This window comes from Lysinibacillus sp. NPDC093190, assembly GCF_050280425.1.
Classification (GTDB): domain Bacteria; phylum Bacillota; class Bacilli; order Bacillales_A; family Planococcaceae; genus Lysinibacillus.
Genome location: NZ_JBNNVG010000004.1, coordinates 57,197 through 76,166, shown reverse-complemented (window position 1 = coordinate 76,166; position 18,970 = coordinate 57,197). Strand labels below are relative to the sequence as shown.

Genomic DNA, 18,970 nt, shown 5'->3' with positions numbered 1-18,970 from the left:
TTTATATGAGAACAGTATTTTTAACTGGTGGAACAGGTTTTATTGGAAAGCAATTAGTGAAGGAATTAGCCAAAGAGCATGTTACAATTCTTCTACTAGTGAGATCGAAAAGTAAAGCAACACGCATTTATCAAGAAAGAGGCATCTTAAAAGAGGCAGTTATGCACTTTATTGAAGGTGATTTGACGAAAATAGACTTAGGTCTAAGTGCTGAAGATAAGGAGTTGGTATTGAAAACGGATGTGATTATTCACGCAGGTGGCCCCATGGATATTCAAGCGACAAGCAAAGAGGCAGCTTCCGTATTTTTGAATGGTGCCCAACATATTAGTGAATTCGCTAAAAATATTCATCAATTGAAGGGATTGCAACAATTTATTCATGTTGTAGGCTATATGAGTCCCTTTGATGATAAAAATAGCAAGATTGCGATAGATGTGTTTAAAGAAGGAAACAATTTTTTGAAAATAAAAAATCCATATGAGAGAACAAAGTTTTTAGCAGATCTTTATATCCGTCAGCAGGCATCAACAGTAGGTTATCCGCTTTCAGTAATTAATCCACCAACTGTAGTTGGTAGTAGTAAAACAGGGAGTACGGAGCAAACAGGAGGCTTAGGCTTGCTTGTGATGAGTATGCGAAAAGGGCTCATGCCAGTGATTCCTGGAGGTAAGGAATATAGATTACCACTTATTGCAAACGATGAACTAGCAAAGTTTATTGTGCAGGTTTTCAGATTGGAGCAACCAACTATACAAACATATACACTTGTTGAAGATAAACAACATGATCAGAATATTTCAGAATTATTAGATGCTATGTCAGAAAGTATGAATATGACTGCACCTAAAATTTCTGCCCCATTGCCATTTATGAAAGCACTTATGAATAGTGGCGTAAGCAAAATAACCCAAATTCCTGCTGATGGGCTGAACTTTATTACAAATCGAACATTTTCAAATGGTTCAGCGAAAAAGATTATGGGAGAAGATTGGTTTAAGGAGACAAATGTAATGAAATTTTTCCCAGCCGTAATAGCTGATCTGGATTATCGCATGATGTATCAAAATGGCCAGCACAGTCATTTATTTAAACGAACATTATGTAATAATACTACCATTTACCAATCACAAGGAAAGGGTAAACCGTTTATTTTATTACATGGTTTATTAAGTGATGGAGAGGATTTATTTCCTTTAGGGAAAGAGCTTCATGAAAAAACGGGTCGACCTGTATGGATCATGGACCTTCCAGGTTTGGGACGTTCTCCTTTTAAACGAGAGAAAAATCTATTAAATATCTATTTGAATGTAGTGAAAAAGTTATTGGAGAAAGCTACTAACGGTGCCCATCTAATTGGCCATTCATTTGGTGCGTATATTCTTTTGGAAGCATTAGTACAAAAGTACATAGATAAGAAGTATACAATTACTTTACTTCAGCCACCTGTTGCTAAAAAAAATGCTAAATCGATAAATGTTCCTCAATTTATGAACAAATGGACATTGAAATTGGCAACTACTAATTTGATAGAGCGTTATTTATTAAGTAATGGTTTATTTGAAAGTACGGAGAGCATCCCTGAACATTATATTGAAAAAATAAGTAACAGTTTTACTTCTCCTAGAATTTTAAATACTACGGTTCAGCTTAACAGTTTACTATTGAAAAACGATCAAGGTGATTTCAATGAAGTAACAAAGTATAATCTTCGCATTATTTGGGGGGATTATGACAGAGGCTATTCTGCTCCTTCGCATCTTGGTAAGGTTGATTTTGTTCCATATGGTCATCATTTTCCTCTTAACCATCCGAGTGAAACGGCTAATTTGGTAATAAAAAATAGTAGTACTAGCAGATAAGAGTGTGGGATAAATAAAAAGTGGGTAGTAAGATCGTTGTGTCTTTGAAATAAAGTCGTACTGTTTGAAAAAAAAAGATTGTCTACATGAACGCTGGATATATTTACTTAAGAATCTAACAGCTAATCAATTACAGCGTACATATCAGTATCCTGAGGTAGTAAACTGCGAATTGAACAAAGTATTGCTCTTTACGCATGGCATGTAATCACCTTGTGAAGAAATATACTTAAACTCCCATGAAAGAACGTAATAATCTTTCATAAAACAAACAGATTATTTTATGTTGCATGTAGTCGAGCCATTAAATCCCTAGTGCTGATTATTTATACAGCCGACCAGCAAAAAGTAAAAAAGTTTTTTATAGAAAATGAATTTGCAAAAGAAGATGAGATCTTGCTTCTGTAAAAACTAATGTTTAGTATCCTTTTTACAGGTAGAAGTGAAAATTGCTGATATATTACAGTCGAAAAAGTATACACCTAACCAGTTGTCGAAATTTATTTGACGACTGGTTATTTAGTATTGTTCTTCGGAATAAATTATAATGAACTTCCATGTTGTTTATTATAAGTTTCTTATGAATGGCTAGCTGAACAATTAGGTGTAAGTAAAGCACTTGTAGGATTTATGTTAAAAGGAGATTGTACTCTAAAATCGGAACGTATTGAACAATTTGCTAGGATAATGAGGATTACGACAAAAGAATTGGTTCATACAGATGCAATAATAGAAGACCAATTGACTGTTAATTTGCTAGGTGAATTATCTAATCAATACTAGCTAAAATGAAGGTTTTGCATTTGTTGTTGTTAAATAGGGATTGAATACCATTTAGTAATTATTCTTTATTACAAACACTAAAGAGCAGTCCATTTAAAAATAAGGAAGATCACACATATAATTACTCTAAAATAGAAATTAAAAAGTTAAAGTAAACCAGGATAATTTATGAAGTTATGGCTATTGTGGAGCTGCACATGTAGAAAATGATCAAACTTTGTTTTAGATATTAAAGGATATGAGGAATTTCAAACCCAACGTTTTATGTAAAATCATGTATTTTAAAAAATGAGCTGTCTGGACTTTCTTGTCCCAAAAGTAGGGAATAATATTTTGTCTGTAGATTCTTGTCCATATACAATATACAGTTGTTTCTGCAATTATGGGTATTTGACGTATCTAAGCCCTCCTCCACGCCAAATAATTTTAGTTTACATAATATAAATACCTTGGTCACAACTTTCTAATTATCGGATGGTTCCTATAATTTATCGTTCAAAAGGGGATTATTCGTTTAAATAATGCTAATTATCGTTTAATGTAGATTTGTCCAATATTCATAAGAATTATTCATAAGAGTGAACAAACTAAGCTGGTCGATACTATATCTTAATATAGGATAAAAAGTTGATAAGGAGTATTTCTCCTTATCAACTTTTTTATAATTATTATCCCTATTTAAATAGCGACTTAGTGCTGTACCAATACCCATAAAGTCGCGACGATTAATACCCCTGGCTATTGGCTAACTGGACTATAAGATGAATTGCTTTACATTGAGGGAAAGCTTAAAAAGCGCTTTAGTAGACCTCAAATGAAAGTAAAACATGCACTAACGACGAAAAGAATATGAAATTGAAGGAAATTATTAAATTTTTATCCAGTTTATTATTTACTTTTAAATAACTATTTTGTAAGATAGATTAAAATACAAAAGTGGTCAGACCACTTTTGTATTTATTCAGTAAGAGCCACCATCCTCTAAAGGTAGTGGATTTCGTTTCTTTAAAGTAAGTCGCATGTTTATCTGTGCGAAAGCGATAGAACGAGGAATTGATCGTATGGATAAAAAAACCGAACAAAAGAAGTGTTTTTAGATATCGTCCAACAATTACGACAACTTATTAAAATGGAAGAAATACAGGCTGGAGAAAAACTACCTTCCGAACGAGTTCTTTCAGAGCGTCTAGGTGTCGGGCGATCCTCTGTGAGGGAGGCATTGTGAAGCTTAGAATTGTTAGGTCTTATTGAAACGAAACATGGGAGAGGTATGTTGCTAGCTTCTACACATAAGCATCAGCTCGTAGAAATACTGTCAATGTTTATATTAGAAGATGAAAAATCTAAAAAAGATGTCGAATTAACGCGATAAATTCATGAAAAGGAAGCCATTCGCGTAATAAGTTGTACAGAGACTCTGCGAACACTACGTGTGTGGGACAGTTTTTTTGTAAGGCTAAAAATAGAAGGTACGATTAATTCTCAAGATGTATTACGAGAAATAATCATCACAGCGGAAAATCGTCTTTCACTAAAAATCTGGTTTCAGTTAGCGGCTTATGATGGTGACCGTGTAAATCAAAGCTCAACAGAAGAAGAAAAACTATGTTGAAATCGATGCAGCTTGGCTATGAAAAAGAAGCATTGCAAGCTTACGAGCAGTGGATGAAGACTTTACAAAGCATGTAAACAACAAAGGGGGAGACGAACATGGCAATACGTAGCTTATTTAGTAAAAAGAAAGAGGACGGACAGGAAAAGGGATTTCCTGAAGGACTTATGACAAAATGTCCAGAATGCCGTCACATTCAGTTAACAAAGGAATTAGAAAAAAATCATAAAGTGTGTACAAAATGCGATCATCATTTCAAAATGACTGCACGGGAGCGCGTAGCATATTTCTTAGATGAAGGTTCATTTGTATCAATGGATGATCATTTACAAACAAGTAATCCACTTAATTTCCCTGATTATGTAGAAAAAATTTCAGTGGCTAAACAACAAACGGGATTAAGCGATGCTGTACTAACTGGGTTAGGTACTCTTGATGGAGAAGAAATTGTTGTAGCAATTATGGATTCTCATTTCCGTATGGGCTCAATGGGCTCAGTTGTCGGAGAAAAAATCACACGTGCCGTTGAAAAAGCTATTAAATTACGTGTACCGGTTATTATCTTTTCTACTAGTGGTGGAGCACGCATGCAAGAAGGTATTCTATCATTAATGCAAATGGTAAAAACGAGTGCGGCATTAAAACATCATAGTGAAGAAGGACTATTGTTTATTTCTATCATGACGCATCCTACATACGGTGGCGTTTCGGCAAGCTTTGCTTCTATTGGAGATATTAATATTGCTGAACCACAAGCATTGATTGGCTTTGCTGGTCGCCGTGTAATAGAAGAAACATTAAGAGAAAAACTACCGAATGATTTCCAAACGTCAGAATTTTTACTAGAGCATGGTCAGCTTGATGCAATTTTCCATCGAAAAAATTTACGAAACCAAGTAGCAATGCTTGTAAAAATGCATACGAAAGGAGGCATGCAACATGTCTAAAAATTTAGCTTTTGAAGAACCAGTAGTACAATTACGTGAAAAAATTGATGAGTTAAAAACAATTGCTACCGAAGCGAAAGTAGATATGACAGGCGAAATCGAAAAGCTTGAAACACGCCTTACTCAGCTAGAACAATCCATTTATACCAATATGAGACCATGGGATCGTGTACAGGTTGCTAGACATCCTGAACGTCCAACAACATTACAATATAATATATAGAAGCTATGTGCGAAAATTTTATAGAATTCCATGGAGACCGTTCGTTTGGTGATGATGCGGCTATTCTTGGAGGAATCGCTCTCTTTGAAGGACAGCCCATAACAATTGTTGGACACCAGCGCGGAAAATCAACTAAAGAAAATATTCGACGAAATTTTGGTATGCCACACCCAGAAGGATATCGTAAGGCATTACGCTTAATGAAGCAGGCTGAGAAATTTAAGCGCCCAATTATTTGTTTTATTGATACGAAAGGTGCCTATCCAGGTAAGGCAGCCGAGGAACGCGGCCCAAGTGAAGCCATTGCCAGAACTCTTGCTGAAATGACGATTCTAACAGTACCAGTTATTAGTATTGTTATTGGAGAAGGCGGAAGTGGTGGTGCAATTGCATTAGGGGTAGCTAATCGCGTCTTTATGTTAGAGAACTCAACGTATTCTGTTATCTCGCCTGAAGGTGCTGCATCGATCTTATGGCGAGATGGTAGTCTAGGGAAGCAAGCAGCAGAAGCAATGCGTATAACAGCACCTGACTTAAAAGAGCTTGACGTTATTGATGGAATAATCCCTGAAATAACTGGTGGAGCACACCGTAATGTTGCGAAGCAAGCAATTTATATAAAAGAATGTATAAGCGTCACACTAAAAGCATTGAATTCTTTAAATGGCGAACAATTGATTGAGGATCGTTATGAGAAATTCAGAAAGATTGGACAATATACAGAAGCTTAAATTCATTTTTAGGTTTTGGACATGTGTATTTGCTCGTAAAGAGATAAACGTTGTTTCTTAAATAAAATAATAGCCTATTGCTGGAAGAAAAAAAGGTTGTAGTTTGTAAAAAAGATTGGTCATTTAAAATAAAGTTCGATAATTTGTGATATAGTTTGATAAAAATAACTTCGCATTTAAATAAAACCCATTCATTTTGATCAAACTTTTTTCAAAATACGTGGGTTTCTTCTAACTATTATAAAATCAACGTTTGCAGCAAACTTTTAATCAAACTTTATTCCAAACCAACACTAATGTGCATAGCTGTGGAACAGTACGAGCACATGGAGAAGAAATATTAAGACAGCCGGAAAAATGTGCGTTGTCTGGACATTCTTGTCCTTTTTATTTTTTGAAATGTAAGTTTGTCTGGACGTTCTTGTCCAAAAAGTAGGGAATTATATTATGTCCGGACATTCTTGTCCAAGATGTCTGTAGATTCTTGTCCATATACAGAAAAGTACAGATATTATGGGTAGTTGACGTATCCAAGCCCTCCTCCACGCCAAAATAATTTTAGTTTACATAATATAAATTATAGGAAGTTATGTATCAATGAAAAGTATACTAATAATAGTGAGACGGAACAGCTGTAAATTTACATGATTTAGATTCCGATGACTTTTTAAAACAAATTGTCACCACCATTATAGTTCAATTAAAAAGAATCCATTTTTACATGCTTGATTAAAATGGATTCTTCTTAAGTAAATTTACACCTAATTGTTATACATGCGATTACTTCATTTCAACGAGTAAATCTTTTTGTAAGACGTTTTGTTCTGCCGCTGAACCGGCTAACTGCTGCGATTTTAAAATTTCATATTCTTCTTAACATACATGATTAGTGTAATTCACAATGTTAATCTATACGACTTTATTTGATGATCCAATTGCTTTTAACGCTTTTTCGGTAAAAAACATTATTATTAAATCATCCCATTCAAATATTCAGAAAATACAAACGTTGTTATTGAAGGTTTTCTACTGTTTTCTCATTTGTAGGTTCATTATTATTACCAGCTAGCTTGCTTGTAAGCACACTAACAAGTAAACTTACTAAAATATTTACACTTAATGCTAGGAAACCAATGTTGATATCTTGTATGTAAGATGGCCAGCTTGGAAACAGCTTACTAAGATGAGCACCTGTAGCTGCCTGCCAACCAACAATCGTGACACCCACAATAATCCCAGCAAAAACACCTTGTACAGTTAATGGATTTTTCTTCAAAAAGCTACATACAACAGCTGGTACAAATTGAGTCACTAATCCATACCCCATTAAGAATAATAACGTAATTGCTCCACCACCACTAAACGTAAAGTAAAGTGCAACAAGTGCAATTACTGGAACTGAATAGCGAGCAATGATACCAATTTGTTGATCGGTAGTTTGAGGTCGAATAGGTTTTACGACATTTTTCGCAAGTAATGTAGCTGCAGACATTAAAATCAATGAACCTGGCACAATTGCAGTTAATAACCCTGCTGCTCCAATAAAGCCGACGATGACTGGATTAAATGTTTGCGTGGAGATTTTAAATAAAGCTAAATCCACCGCGCCTCCTTCTAGTTCAGGAACTTGTAAAATTGCTGCTGCTCCAACAAATAAGATAAATAATAAAAATAATGCATAGATCGGAAGCAAAATCGCATTATTTCTTAGTGCATTCCCACTTTTTGCTGAAAAAGTAGCAACAAATGTATGCGGCCACATATAAAACCCTAACGATGTTAACATGATCGTTGAAATATACCATGAGGCGCTAAAACCTGAGTCTGGAAGTGATAAGAAACCTGGTTTAACAGCTTCAATTGCTTCCCACATTGGCTGAATCCCGCCATAATAATGTATAGGTAAGTAGATACCAAGGAATATCACAACACCAAGAATAAGAAAATCTTTAATAACAGCTGTCCAAGCAGAGCCATGAATACCTGAAACCATAACATAAGTAATCATTGCAATTGTACCAATCCAAATTGTTATTTTCGGATCAATCGCTCCATAGGAAGCTTCGGAAACGATAATGCCAAGACCTTTTAGTTGAATGATTAAATAAGGAATTAACGCTACTAACCCTACAATGGCTACAAGCGTGCCGAGAATTTTACTATTATATGCCTTTTCAAAAAAGTCCGATTGCGATAATAAACTATGTTTCTTTCCGTAAGCCCATATTTTAGGTGTTAACCAGTAAGCAATTACATAGTTTAGCATCGCGATATTGTAAAATGCTACGCCACCTTTTCCATACATCCAACCACTTACCCCTAAAAATGCATTAGTTGTATAAATTTCACCAGCCATTAATAAGAAAATGAAAATAGATCCGAATCCACGGCCTCCAACACTCCATTGTTCAAGGCTCATATCTTTCCCTCTACTTGCCATAATGCCTAATAGTAAAGCAATCACTAAGAAAATTGCAATGATTCCAACTGAAATGATCAAATTATTCCACCTCCTCTTTTGCATCAGGATTTATACGATGAACGATAATCATTAAACCAGTTCCTAGAAAGATCCATAAAACCATCCAAAATAATAGAAATGGGAGACCTAAAATATATGGTTCGGCACTTTTAATAAAAGGAATTCCTACAGGCATGCCAAAATATGCTAAGAACGTGAGCAAGTAACAGAACTTTTTTCTTGTCATTTTCCCTATCTCCTTTTTAATTAATTATGCCTCGGCATAATTGTGTCCGGAATCGGATTTGTGCAAGCACAAAGGACTCCTTACCGATTCTGTGACATCCGCCGGAGACATTAACTTCTTTCAGCAGGTGTTCGGATACCCACTAACATTTGTAGCTGATTCTTCCTTTTAGCTTCAGAAAATAATTGCTGAAAGAAGTTAAATGAAATGCTATTCATTTATTAATTGCTTGAATCCGTTATCAATAAATAGACTAGTTATATCTCTTTTATCAGGAGTAAAATCAACTTGTTTTTCACAATTTAGAAAATCAAATGTGTATTGTACAGTAGCCGCCACACCTAGTTTTAAAGCATCTTCATCTAGGTCAAAGTAAACATTATGATGTTCGGCCCCAATCCCTTCTTCGAGGTTTTGTATGCCAACGAATGCAAACACACCTGGGAAGTATTTTTCATAAAACGCAAATGATTCCGATGCCATCCATGCAGGGATTGCATGTAATGCATCTGTACCAATTGCATTTTTCACTGCATCCATCGCAATTTGTGCACAATCTTTTTGATTGTAGACAATTAAATCCGATTCTTTAGGTTCTATCAAAAATTCATATGTGCAATTATGCAGGTCACAGACTTTTTCTAGGATTCTCTTAAATTCTTTTGCCGCATGTGCACCTTGGTTATAATCTAAATATCTGGCTGTTCCTGAGAACTGTAAAGTTTCTGGAATAATATTGGCTGCAGAACCCGAATTTATCGTTCCAATTGAATAGGTAATTGTTTTAAAAGGATCTAGCGTATTTAACCTCATCGCTCTTAAATTGTTATAAAAATCGGTAAAACAGTCTAATGGAACAACCGACAAATCCGGTCTTGAACCATGTCCACTTTTTCCTTTTATTAAGACATCAAAAACAAAAGAAGCTACCATTCTAGGGCCTGGTTCAACGGATATTTTCCCAGTCGGAAGATCCGATTTTAAATGGATACCCCATATTCCGTCGCCTCCAATTTCGTATAACCGTTTACAGAGATTATAAATTCCTCCGCCCATTTCTTCCCCTTGTTCAAAAGCGAGAAGCACTCTCCCTTTAATATGGTCTTTGTGTTGCGTTAAGATTTTCGCTACACCCAAAAGCATCGCTGTTTGTCCATCATGCCCACAAGTATGAGCTGCTTGGTCAGACTCAGAAAACACTACTTTCTTCTTTTTTAAATTATTTTTTTCTTCCTTCATCGGAAGTGCATCTAAATCTGCTCTAAGAATTAATGTTTTTCCCAGTTTTCCCCCTTGAATATAACCAATAATTCCACCATTAGGGACGATTTCGTAATGAATGCCTAGTTTAGTTAACTCCTCTGTAACTACTCTCATTGTTCGTATTTCTTGCAATCCGATTTCAGGATGCCTATGGAGATCTCTTCTTATCTCAATTACATAAGGTTCTATTTCTTTGGCAGCCTTCAATGCATGTAGCTCAAATTCTATTGTTTTCATTTTCTATACACCTCTTCCAATCGATTTTTAGATTCGATATCTTGAAATTCTAAAGCGATTCTTTCAAGTGCTTCTTTTATAAGGGGTCTTGGTGAAGGGATACAGATTCTTTGGAAGTCTTCTCCTTCAATTCCAAATAAGTGACCATCCTCAAGTAAAACATTGGCTTTGTTATAGATACGATCATGAACCTCTTGAGCTGGAAGATCATATCCACTAAAGTCCATCCACATCACGTATGTTCCTTCAGGAATCCTAACTTTGACGGTAGGCATTTTTTCAGCTAAGTAATTTTTCACATACGTCATTGTGTCATCCAAATATTCTGTTAGTTGCTCTAACCATTTTTCTCCTTCGTTGTAAACAGCTATCAGGGCTGCAATTGTAAACGGTGATGGTAACTGCATCCCCATTGTGTCACTAAAATTTTTTCTAACTTCTGGGTTTGAAATAATCACATTTGTACAGTGCAAACCTGCAACATTGAATGTTTTGTTGATTGCTGTGCACGTGATGATATGATCGGTACTTTTTGCAACTTTTGCGATTGGTATAAATTTTTGTTTTTTTCTAATGAGATCTCCATGAATCTCATCAGCTATAATAATCACGTTATTTTCCTCGCATATATCTGAAAGCCTTTTTAGTTCCTCGTACGATAGAACCCTTCCAGTTGGATTGTGTGGGTTGCAAAGAATGAACATCGTTGTATTTTCTTCTTTTGCTTTTGCTTCAAAATCCTCAAAATCAATGTAGTAATATCCTTCATCATCACATTTCAACGCATTATTTCGAACAACTCTCCCATTTCCCTCTATCGAAACTGTGAACGGTGGATAAACAGGACGTTGAATGATGATGCCCTCACCAGGTTTAGTGAAAGCTTTTACAGCTATATTCAAGGCATGTACTGTTCCAGGTCTATATACAATCTCTTCTCTGTTGTTTGTCCAATCATGTCTTTTTTCAAACCAATGCTGAATAGATTCAAAGTACGCATCTGGAAAAACAGAATAGCCAAAAATACGATGATCAACTGTTTTATGTAGTGCATCTATCAATGGTTGCGGTACGGGTAAATCCATATCTGCTGTAAATAGTGGAATGGTCTCATTGTCATACCTTTCTGTATAACCCATTGTTTTGATTAAATCTTCGCCATCCCACTTTAAGGAATAAGTATTTCTGCGATTAACCACTTTATCAAAATTATATTTCATGCTTGCCCCCCACTTACTTGTGTTCAACTTTTCTACTAAATCACTATTTTTATAACGTTTATATTAAATTTTTCTCTATTTAACACCTTAACCGAGAAATAGCCAATTGAAATTTCAGAATATTTTTAAATTTAATCAGATTCTAAACAAATGTTAAAATTAATTTGCTACCAATTATAGGGAGGGTGATGCATTGTGGAAAAAGAGAAGGTTTTTTATGAGCTAATGGAAACGATTTACGAGACATCTAGACTTATTAGTTCATATGAAAATATCCCAAGAAAATATGGCACAGAAGATGAATTGTATATGATAGAAGTTCATACACTCAACTTAATTGGAGATCAAGTAAAAACGACTACTACTGAAATTGCAGAAATTAAAAATTGCACGAAAAGTGCTGTTTCTCAAATGGTAGATAAACTAATTAAAAAAGGATTAGTCATTAAATATAGAAATGTAGACAATTATCGAGAATTGAATATTGAGTTAACACCCAAGGGCAAAATAGTTTATGAATATCATAAAAATCTAGGTTTAGAGAAATATCGGAGTCATTTGAAGAACCTTGAGCAATTTACGACTGAAGATTTTCAAAAGTATATAACAGTTTTAAACTTAATCAATCAAAGGACACAAAGCGTGCTTAATGACAAAAAATCTAAGACGTATTAATTATCTTTGCTCTATACAAAAAAGGAGTGCCTCAAAGTCTAAATTTGATCTTTGAGACACTCCTTTTTACGTTATACATTGCTGTCATTTTTTTAAAATCTCTACCTCTTGTTTAAACGAAGACTTCCCTCCTAGTGGCCGCTTCAAGTACAGTTAAGCTCCATTTCTTTAAATTAACTTAGTATATTAAAAATTTTCTGTTGAGCATCTTGCGCTTCAGGAATTGGCATAACAACAAACACATGATTCATTTTAGGATAAACAAAAGTATTGATTTCAATTCCAAGTTCCGTTAGTTTTTCATCCAGTCTTATTGCATCTGGATATAAACATTCATGTGTTCCAATAAAATGAGTAATCTTCCCAAGTCCTTGAAAGTCACCGTATATTGGACTAATCAATGAGTCTTTTAGATCTTTATCAGCTGCCCAAATCTTTGTAATGACTTCCATTCCTTCACTAGCTAACATCGGATCCTTTTCTTCATATTCAGCTATAAGAGGATTTTCAAAACTCAAATCTACACATGCTGATAATAAAATAATATCTTTCGGTTCAGGTAAATTGTTCATTTTTAACAGATGAGCTAGGCCAAGTGCTATATTACCGCCTGCCGAATCTCCCATAATCGTTAATTGATTCGAATTTTCAACAGTTGCAAGCATTTCTTTATAGAGGTTTAGCATTTTTGGATACGTATCTTTATAGTTAAAATGAGGTACTTTAGGATAAATAGGAGCAATTATTTTCGCATTCAATGATTGCGCCATTTTATCCAAAAACCACCAGTGAAAATTTAAAGGTTGATTCGTCCAAGCGCCACCATGTAGATAAAGAATTACTTTTTGTTTCGGAGACTCTTGGTCATTTAATGTGAAAACCTGTATGCCCTCGAATGCCTCCTCCTTAACATCACTTAAAAATTGAACATCTTCCCCTATAACATATGGTTTATTATTTTCAGTTCCCATTAACTCAACAAACTGTTTAGTGTTTTCAATACTAGAAAAACTCATTTTATTACTTTCGGAAGTTAACCATTTTTCAAATTGAACACTTTCTTCAGAACGTTCTCCGTTATAAATTTCTAGACTCATTTTTAATGTTCTCTCCTTTAAACTTTTTTACTGTTCATCTTGTCGTTTCATAACATGCTATGATTTAAAATAGCCTTATATCGCTTTATAAAAAGTCTTTAACAAGTTAGATAGAATGTCTTCATTGAACGTAGGCGTTAATACTGCATCTATATTTACAGAATAAAGGTTGAATGATGTTTCAAGGTCAAAATAAAAAGCCTTTTCTATCTCATAAAAAAAGTGAACATGGGCTTCCATTTCAATTATTATAACAGATAATTTGCCAAAACCTTCCTATTAAATACTTGATTGCTATGTTTCTTTTTATAGTAATTGCTCAAATTCTTTACGTTCCTGTATGTAATCGACTTACTTCCCCTTTAGCTCGAATTTTTATAAAGTTTAAGATGGGAACATACGTTCCACACCCGTGAAATTAGCATTTTTCTTGAAAACTTTTTAAAAAGACAACGAGCTAAGTTACTTTTTGTGTAGAAAGTGTGTGAGCATTCCCCTAATCATACCGAGATTCGTGTTCTCCTTCTGATTCCACGTACCGCAGACGCCTTTGCTATCAGCTAACCAATGCTTCTGTCTCACCGCTTCTGAAGCTTCCCCCCTATAGTTATTACGTATGCCGAGCGTACAATAAAAAAAGAGACGAATTTCTTCGCCTCTAACTATCTACCCTTATCCGTTTATATAAACATAGCCTCGATTTGTTGTTTCATTTATGCCCTAACATCTTATCTTCCGCTATAAACAAGCAGATTTATGAACTATAACAAAAGTAACGTCAAAAAGTTTGCAACGTCTATAGTCTGTGATTACTCACTTCATGACGTTGCAAACTTAACGGATTACGGTCCTTGAACCATATTTAAACTTATTGTGTTATATGTGTACCTGCTTTTCCATCTAATGCAGCTACCGCTTGATCTAATGAACAAATGATTGCCTCTTTGCCTAATTTCGCAAATTCTATAGCTGCTTGCATTTTTGGTAACATACTACCTGCTGGGAATTGTCCTTCTGCAACATACTGTTCAGCTTCTGCTACTGTAATGCGGCTTAATTTTTGCTCATTTTCTTTCCCAAAATTAATATAGACATTTGGTACATCAGTTAACATCATGAAAACATCCGCATTCACTTGTTGCGCTAGTTTTAATCCTGAACGATCTTTATCAATGACTGCTTCAATACCATGTAATTGACCACTGTCTTCACGATATACTGGTATACCGCCACCACCAGATGAAATAACAATCGTTTCATCAATTAAACGTTTAATTTCATCTATACCATGAATCACTTTTGGTTCTGGTGAAGGGACAACGCGTCTATATCCCCGCCCTGCATCTTCTGCCATTGTAAAGCCTTGTTCTTCTAAACGCTGCGCTTCTTCTTCCGAGAAAAATACACCTATTGGTTTAGTCGGATTTTTAAAAGCTTGATCACCCTTGTCCACTTCAACCATTGTTAGCAATGTCACCACATTTGCAGCAATGCCACGTTCTTTAATATGGTTTTTTAAAGCTGTTTCCATCATATAACCAATGAAACCTTGTGATTCTGCGTTACAAACATGAATTGGTAGTGGTTCGACTACATTTTTTGCAGCTTCATTTTGGGCAATGATATTTCCCACTTGCGGACCATTGCCGTGTGTAATGACGATGTTATGACCCGCTTCTCGAATTGCCACCATATGGCCTGTTGCCGACACTACATTTTTTAATTGATTTTCATAAGTTGCTTCTTGTTTTGGCTGTAAAATGGCATTACCACCCAAAGCAATAACTACACTTTTCCCCATTTCTTTCACTCCTTAGTTAATGACATATAAATGCCATATAACGTATCCATCCCAGATGATGATCCTACTTCTATAAGCCTGTTCATGCTTTCTAAAGATGGATCATGCTGCAATGCTGTAATCTTCGAACTAAATACACCGTCTATAGCACATGTTAAAAAGCGCTTACTAACAATGGTCGTTAATGGTTCCTCGATTAAAGCTTTTAACGTTTCTAGATGTTTATGTTCGATAAAATTTTTAATAAAATGTCCGTACAATATGCCGACAAGTATATCATCACCTGTTGGTGTTAAACCTTGTCCACGTCCAATAAAATAACGGAATGTCTCGTCAAGATTTTCGGTTGGATCCTGTAGTCGATTGATCAAGGACAATACAAGTGCTCGTTCAAAATCTGATGATTCATATGAAGTAAATGAAATGTATTGAAAATTTTCTTTTAATTTATTTATATTTGCATGTTCAAAATCCATATATAACGGTAGTATTTTTACATTAAACACCATTTCGAAACGGTTATGAAAAAGACGGTTATTACGAAATATTAATATATCGCCTACCTTAATATTGGTCTTTACTGTTTGTCTCGTTTGAGGATCAAGTAAGATCCCGAACGGAAATGTACCATTTTCATCGGTACCAACAAATACCAATTCTCCATTTTGATCAACGATATTCAACCCTTTTTCAAACATACTGTGCACGGTAAAGGTTTTTCCTTCTTTTAATAATTGAAGTGCGATTGAACCAACCCCACTTGCTTGTAAAATCATCCGTTAAAGCCTAGCTTTTCGGCATATGCTGTGATAGCTTTCTCAAAACATTCGATTGGCGGATGAACTGTACCGGCACCAATTTGTCCGTACCCCGCAATTTTGTGGGCAATACCTGTGTTGATGACTGGTGTGATCCCTGTTTCAACAACTTTCCGTGCATCGATACCTAAACATGCGCCCTTGAAGTCCCAAGTTGGGATGACAAAGTTAGGGTTTTCGCTAATACAGATTTCAGTCATTTGATTACTAGTTTCAAGCGCATCATTAAATCCACCTGTACCAACAAAGCGTGTAACTGCAGGGGCTGCAATCATCGCCATACCTCCGACACCGATTGTTTCTGTAATCGCTGAATCACCGATATCTGTGTTTGCATCTTCTGCTGAGTAACCAGTGAAATATAATCCTTGCGGGGTATTAACAGGACCAGTAAACCATTCGTCTCCCATGCCCGCAATACGGATACCAAAGTTTTCACCGTTTCGGCACATTGCGGTAACAACTGTGCCGTGTTCAATTGTACGTGCTGCATCCATCATCGCTTTACCAGTCGCCATAGCAATATTTAAGAAAAATTGGTCTGTGTCAGCTAAAAATTGAATTACTTCAGTGCGTTGTTCTTTTTCAACGTCTTCTAATGATGCAATGACTGGAGATAGTTCTTTTAAGAATGCAAGTGAAGCTGCAATATTACGTTGGTGGAACTCATCACCCATTGCAATAGCTTTCGCAATCAATACGTTCACATTCAAGCCTTCATCAAATGTTTTTAATGCTTTACTTAAAACTGGACCTAATACATCTTTCATCCAATGTAAGCGATTGATTACTTGCTCATTGTAAGCGCCAAAGCGTAACACTGCTCCTATCCCTTCGTTCATTTGACAGTACGCTTCGTTACCACTTTCTTTGTTAATAACGACAAGTACTGGCATGTTAGGTGACGTAATACCACCCATTGGTCCAACTGCATTCACATGGTGACATGGAATGAATTTGATCTTATCGTTTTCAAGTAATTCACGTGCATTCTTTTCGTCTTCTGCCCATCCTTCAAAAAGGATTGCGCCAACACAGGAACCTTGCATAGGATCTGTCATGTTTTCATACTTAATTGGAGGTCCAGCATGTAATAACACGTACTCTTCTAATTCAGGAATCACAGATTTAGCAGGTACAACATCCGTTAAAAATGGTGCTGCTGCTATGATCTTCTGGATAACGGCTTCGTTCGCTTCATTTATTGTTTTGTAACCCATTAGATTGTACCTCCTTCATAATAGTTTAAGAATTGAAGTACTTTCATTAACTTTTCATCGCCACCAGCAATTGGACGCCAGTTAAATTGAACACACTCCGAGCCACTGTTTTGAACAGCTTCCGTAAAGCTTTTTAGCCCAATATTGATTACACTTGGTTTCATATTGATGAAGGACATAATTTTCTCATCGACTGCCAAGTTTTCTTCTGTATAATCAAATTTTTGTACATCAACGATTGGTTGATCCACTGTACCGCCTACAAGTTGGATAGCTGTGCGAACCATTTGATCGTTTGTTTTACAGATAATGGCCCCACTCTCTTTTAAAATCTCAATTTGTTTATCGTAACCTTGGATGTCTTGAGCCGTACCTACAACCGTTGCAAGTACTGCCACTTGGCGACCATTTTGATGTGCATTTTCTAAAATACGTTTGATTGTTGGTGCTAGTTCGCTAGCCATATCTTCATGACCACCGTTACCGATAACGTTATCAATCATAACAACCGCTGTTTCAGGGTCGTTCATAGATGATTCAAGCATCTCGATACGTTTTTCAGGATCAATCATCGGGTGTGGTTTACCTTTTGTATAAACATCATCACCTAAATCAATAATTTCATGATTGTTTGTCTTCAAAACATAGCTATCGTTCTGTTCTTTCGTTATCGTATCTTTGAATGCATCTCGCACTAGCATCGCTGCTTCAGATGCTAATGTACCGCCTGAATAATAACCTTTAATACCAACTTGTGATTCTTTTAATAAAACGTCTACATGTTCAGCTGTTGTCGGTTCAAAATTCGGTTTGTCCCCATTTGATAATTGGACAGATGCAACTGCTGCTTCTTCAAGTGTATACGCGTGATAGATATTCGCTTCTTGATAAGTTGGTTTATCACCTAAGAATAGTGTAACAACTGGTTTGTCAATATTTCTTAATACATTTAATACTTTGCGTTTTACTTCCTCTGCAGGTGGTTTAGAGATTACTGTAATGACTTTTACTTTTGGATCTTGGTTTAACGCTTTAATGCTATCTAACATCGTAATCGCACCAACTTCCGTCGATAAATCACGTCCACCTGTACCAAGAGCATTTGTTACACCTTTACCATAACGGTCTATAATTGTTGACACTTCTTGGATACCTGTACCTGATGCACCAACAATACCGATATCGCCTACTTTTACGTTATTTGTAAAGGCAAGGGGTACGCCGTGAATAAGGGCAGTACCACAGTCTGGACCCATCACTAATAACCCTTTTTCATGCGCTTTTTGTTTCAGTTTCACTTCGTCTTCTTTCGAAACATTGTCACTGAACATGAACACATGTAAACCTTCGTTCAATGCGTTTTCCGCTTCCATTGCAGCATATTGACCAGGAATTGATATTAACGCTAAATTTGGATTGTTCGCAAGCTCCATTGCACGTTTCCAGTTGTGAGCTTCTTGACCTTTAGACGTATTTTGTGAATCTGAATCACCTTTTAAAGCGATCTCTACTTCTTCTTTCACTTCGTCTACTTTTTCTTCTTGATCTGTATCTACAACGATGACGATATCATTTGGCTTTGCTTTTTCTAATTCATCCGTGCCTAAGCCAGAAGATTTAAAAATGTCTTTGTTCGCTGGTGTTCCCATCATGATCGATACTTTGTTTACACCATCAATTGCAGACAACTTGTTCGATAAAAGCATTAACACGATGGAGTCTTTATAAGTGTTTTCTTTTATAATTGTGTATAACATGATGATCCTCCAATTT

The 18,970-nt window shown here is 35.7% G+C and carries 13 protein-coding genes and 1 pseudogene; 5 read left to right on the top strand and 9 right to left on the bottom strand.

Annotation, left to right across the window (positions count from 1 at the left end; genetic code table 11):
* The first annotated feature begins 5 nt into the window (after positions 1-5).
* From ACQKOF_RS04990 to ACQKOF_RS04975, 4 genes and pseudogenes are all read left to right on the top strand, one after another.
* Entirely contained in the window at positions 6-1,862 is a 1,857-nt protein-coding gene (locus tag ACQKOF_RS04990) for an alpha/beta fold hydrolase (protein WP_427554267.1), read from the top strand.
* A gap of 1,912 nt (positions 1,863-3,774) precedes the next feature.
* The gene (locus tag ACQKOF_RS04985) at positions 3,775-3,870 is read left to right on the top strand and encodes a GntR family transcriptional regulator (protein ID WP_427554502.1); all 96 of its coding nucleotides are present in this window, start codon (positions 3,775-3,777) and stop codon (positions 3,868-3,870) included.
* A 485-nt stretch (positions 3,871-4,355) separates the two neighbouring features.
* A complete protein-coding gene (accD, locus tag ACQKOF_RS04980) occupies positions 4,356-5,204 on the top strand; it encodes an acetyl-CoA carboxylase, carboxyltransferase subunit beta (RefSeq protein WP_427554265.1) in 849 nt (282 codons plus the stop codon).
* Positions 5,197-6,158, top strand: a pseudogene (locus tag ACQKOF_RS04975) (acetyl-CoA carboxylase carboxyltransferase subunit alpha). Before accD ends, ACQKOF_RS04975 begins: the two are co-directional and overlap by 8 nt.
* Positions 6,159-7,170: 1,012 nt before the next feature.
* Here ACQKOF_RS04975 and ACQKOF_RS04970 read toward each other — a convergent pair.
* From ACQKOF_RS04970 to ACQKOF_RS04955, 4 genes are all read right to left on the bottom strand, one after another.
* Entirely contained in the window at positions 7,171-8,652 is a 1,482-nt protein-coding gene (locus ACQKOF_RS04970; protein WP_427554500.1) for a sodium:solute symporter family protein, read from the bottom strand.
* A 7-nt stretch (positions 8,653-8,659) separates the two neighbouring features.
* Positions 8,660-8,866, bottom strand: coding sequence for a DUF3311 domain-containing protein (locus tag ACQKOF_RS04965; RefSeq protein ID WP_427554263.1), 207 nt, complete (start codon positions 8,864-8,866; stop codon positions 8,660-8,662).
* Between the two features lie 210 nt (positions 8,867-9,076).
* A complete protein-coding gene (locus ACQKOF_RS04960; protein ID WP_427554261.1) occupies positions 9,077-10,366 on the bottom strand; it encodes an amidohydrolase in 1,290 nt (429 codons plus the stop codon).
* Positions 10,363-11,586, bottom strand: coding sequence for a MalY/PatB family protein (locus ACQKOF_RS04955; protein ID WP_427554259.1), 1,224 nt, complete (start codon positions 11,584-11,586; stop codon positions 10,363-10,365). The genes ACQKOF_RS04960 and ACQKOF_RS04955 overlap by 4 nt, the downstream gene beginning before the upstream one ends.
* A 195-nt stretch (positions 11,587-11,781) precedes the next feature.
* Here ACQKOF_RS04955 and ACQKOF_RS04950 point away from each other — a divergent pair, with 195 nt between their 5' ends.
* Positions 11,782-12,261 carry a MarR family winged helix-turn-helix transcriptional regulator gene (locus tag ACQKOF_RS04950; RefSeq protein ID WP_427554257.1) on the top strand — a complete coding sequence of 160 codons (480 nt, stop codon included), beginning with the start codon at positions 11,782-11,784 and terminating at the stop codon, positions 12,259-12,261.
* 173 nt (positions 12,262-12,434) lie between these two features.
* Here the strand turns inward: ACQKOF_RS04950 and ACQKOF_RS04945 are convergent, their stop codons facing one another.
* From ACQKOF_RS04945 to ACQKOF_RS04925, 5 genes are all read right to left on the bottom strand, one after another.
* Positions 12,435-13,358, bottom strand: coding sequence for an alpha/beta hydrolase fold domain-containing protein (locus ACQKOF_RS04945; RefSeq protein ID WP_427554255.1), 924 nt, complete (start codon positions 13,356-13,358; stop codon positions 12,435-12,437).
* Positions 13,359-14,226: 868 nt separating this feature from the next.
* The gene (gene arcC / locus ACQKOF_RS04940) at positions 14,227-15,159 is read right to left on the bottom strand and encodes a carbamate kinase (RefSeq protein WP_427554253.1); all 933 of its coding nucleotides are present in this window, start codon (positions 15,157-15,159) and stop codon (positions 14,227-14,229) included.
* 5 nt (positions 15,160-15,164) lie between these two features.
* Positions 15,165-15,935, bottom strand: a complete 771-nt coding sequence (locus ACQKOF_RS04935) for a DUF2877 domain-containing protein (RefSeq protein WP_427554251.1) — start codon at positions 15,933-15,935, stop codon at positions 15,165-15,167.
* On the bottom strand, positions 15,932-17,197 hold the full coding sequence (locus ACQKOF_RS04930) for a DUF1116 domain-containing protein (RefSeq protein WP_427554249.1): 1,266 nt from the start codon (positions 17,195-17,197) through the stop codon (positions 15,932-15,934). Before ACQKOF_RS04930 ends, ACQKOF_RS04935 begins: the two co-directional genes overlap by 4 nt.
* A complete protein-coding gene (locus ACQKOF_RS04925) occupies positions 17,197-18,954 on the bottom strand; it encodes an acyl-CoA synthetase FdrA (protein ID WP_427554247.1) in 1,758 nt (585 codons plus the stop codon). Before ACQKOF_RS04925 ends, ACQKOF_RS04930 begins: the two co-directional genes overlap by 1 nt.
* Between the last annotated feature and the right edge of the window lie 16 nt (positions 18,955-18,970).

What these genes read in the sequence shown, in the direction of transcription:
- ACQKOF_RS04990 (WP_427554267.1), top strand. Translation starts at nt 6, where the DNA reads ATGAGAACAGTATTTTTAACTGGTGGAACAGGTTTTATTGGAAAGCAA.
- ACQKOF_RS04985 (WP_427554502.1), top strand. Translation starts at nt 3,775, where the DNA reads ATGGAAGAAATACAGGCTGGAGAAAAACTACCTTCCGAACGAGTTCTT.
- accD (WP_427554265.1), top strand. Translation starts at nt 4,356, where the DNA reads ATGGCAATACGTAGCTTATTTAGTAAAAAGAAAGAGGACGGACAGGAA.
- ACQKOF_RS04965 (WP_427554263.1), bottom strand. Translation starts at nt 8,866, where the DNA reads ATGACAAGAAAAAAGTTCTGTTACTTGCTCACGTTCTTAGCATATTTT.
- ACQKOF_RS04960 (WP_427554261.1), bottom strand. Translation starts at nt 10,366, where the DNA reads ATGAAAACAATAGAATTTGAGCTACATGCATTGAAGGCTGCCAAAGAA.
- ACQKOF_RS04955 (WP_427554259.1), bottom strand. Translation starts at nt 11,586, where the DNA reads ATGAAATATAATTTTGATAAAGTGGTTAATCGCAGAAATACTTATTCC.
- ACQKOF_RS04945 (WP_427554255.1), bottom strand. Translation starts at nt 13,358, where the DNA reads ATGAGTCTAGAAATTTATAACGGAGAACGTTCTGAAGAAAGTGTTCAA.
- arcC (WP_427554253.1), bottom strand. Translation starts at nt 15,159, where the DNA reads ATGGGGAAAAGTGTAGTTATTGCTTTGGGTGGTAATGCCATTTTACAG.
- ACQKOF_RS04935 (WP_427554251.1), bottom strand. Translation starts at nt 15,935, where the DNA reads ATGATTTTACAAGCAAGTGGGGTTGGTTCAATCGCACTTCAATTATTA.
- ACQKOF_RS04930 (WP_427554249.1), bottom strand. Translation starts at nt 17,197, where the DNA reads ATGGGTTACAAAACAATAAATGAAGCGAACGAAGCCGTTATCCAGAAG.
- ACQKOF_RS04925 (WP_427554247.1), bottom strand. Translation starts at nt 18,954, where the DNA reads ATGTTATACACAATTATAAAAGAAAACACTTATAAAGACTCCATCGTG.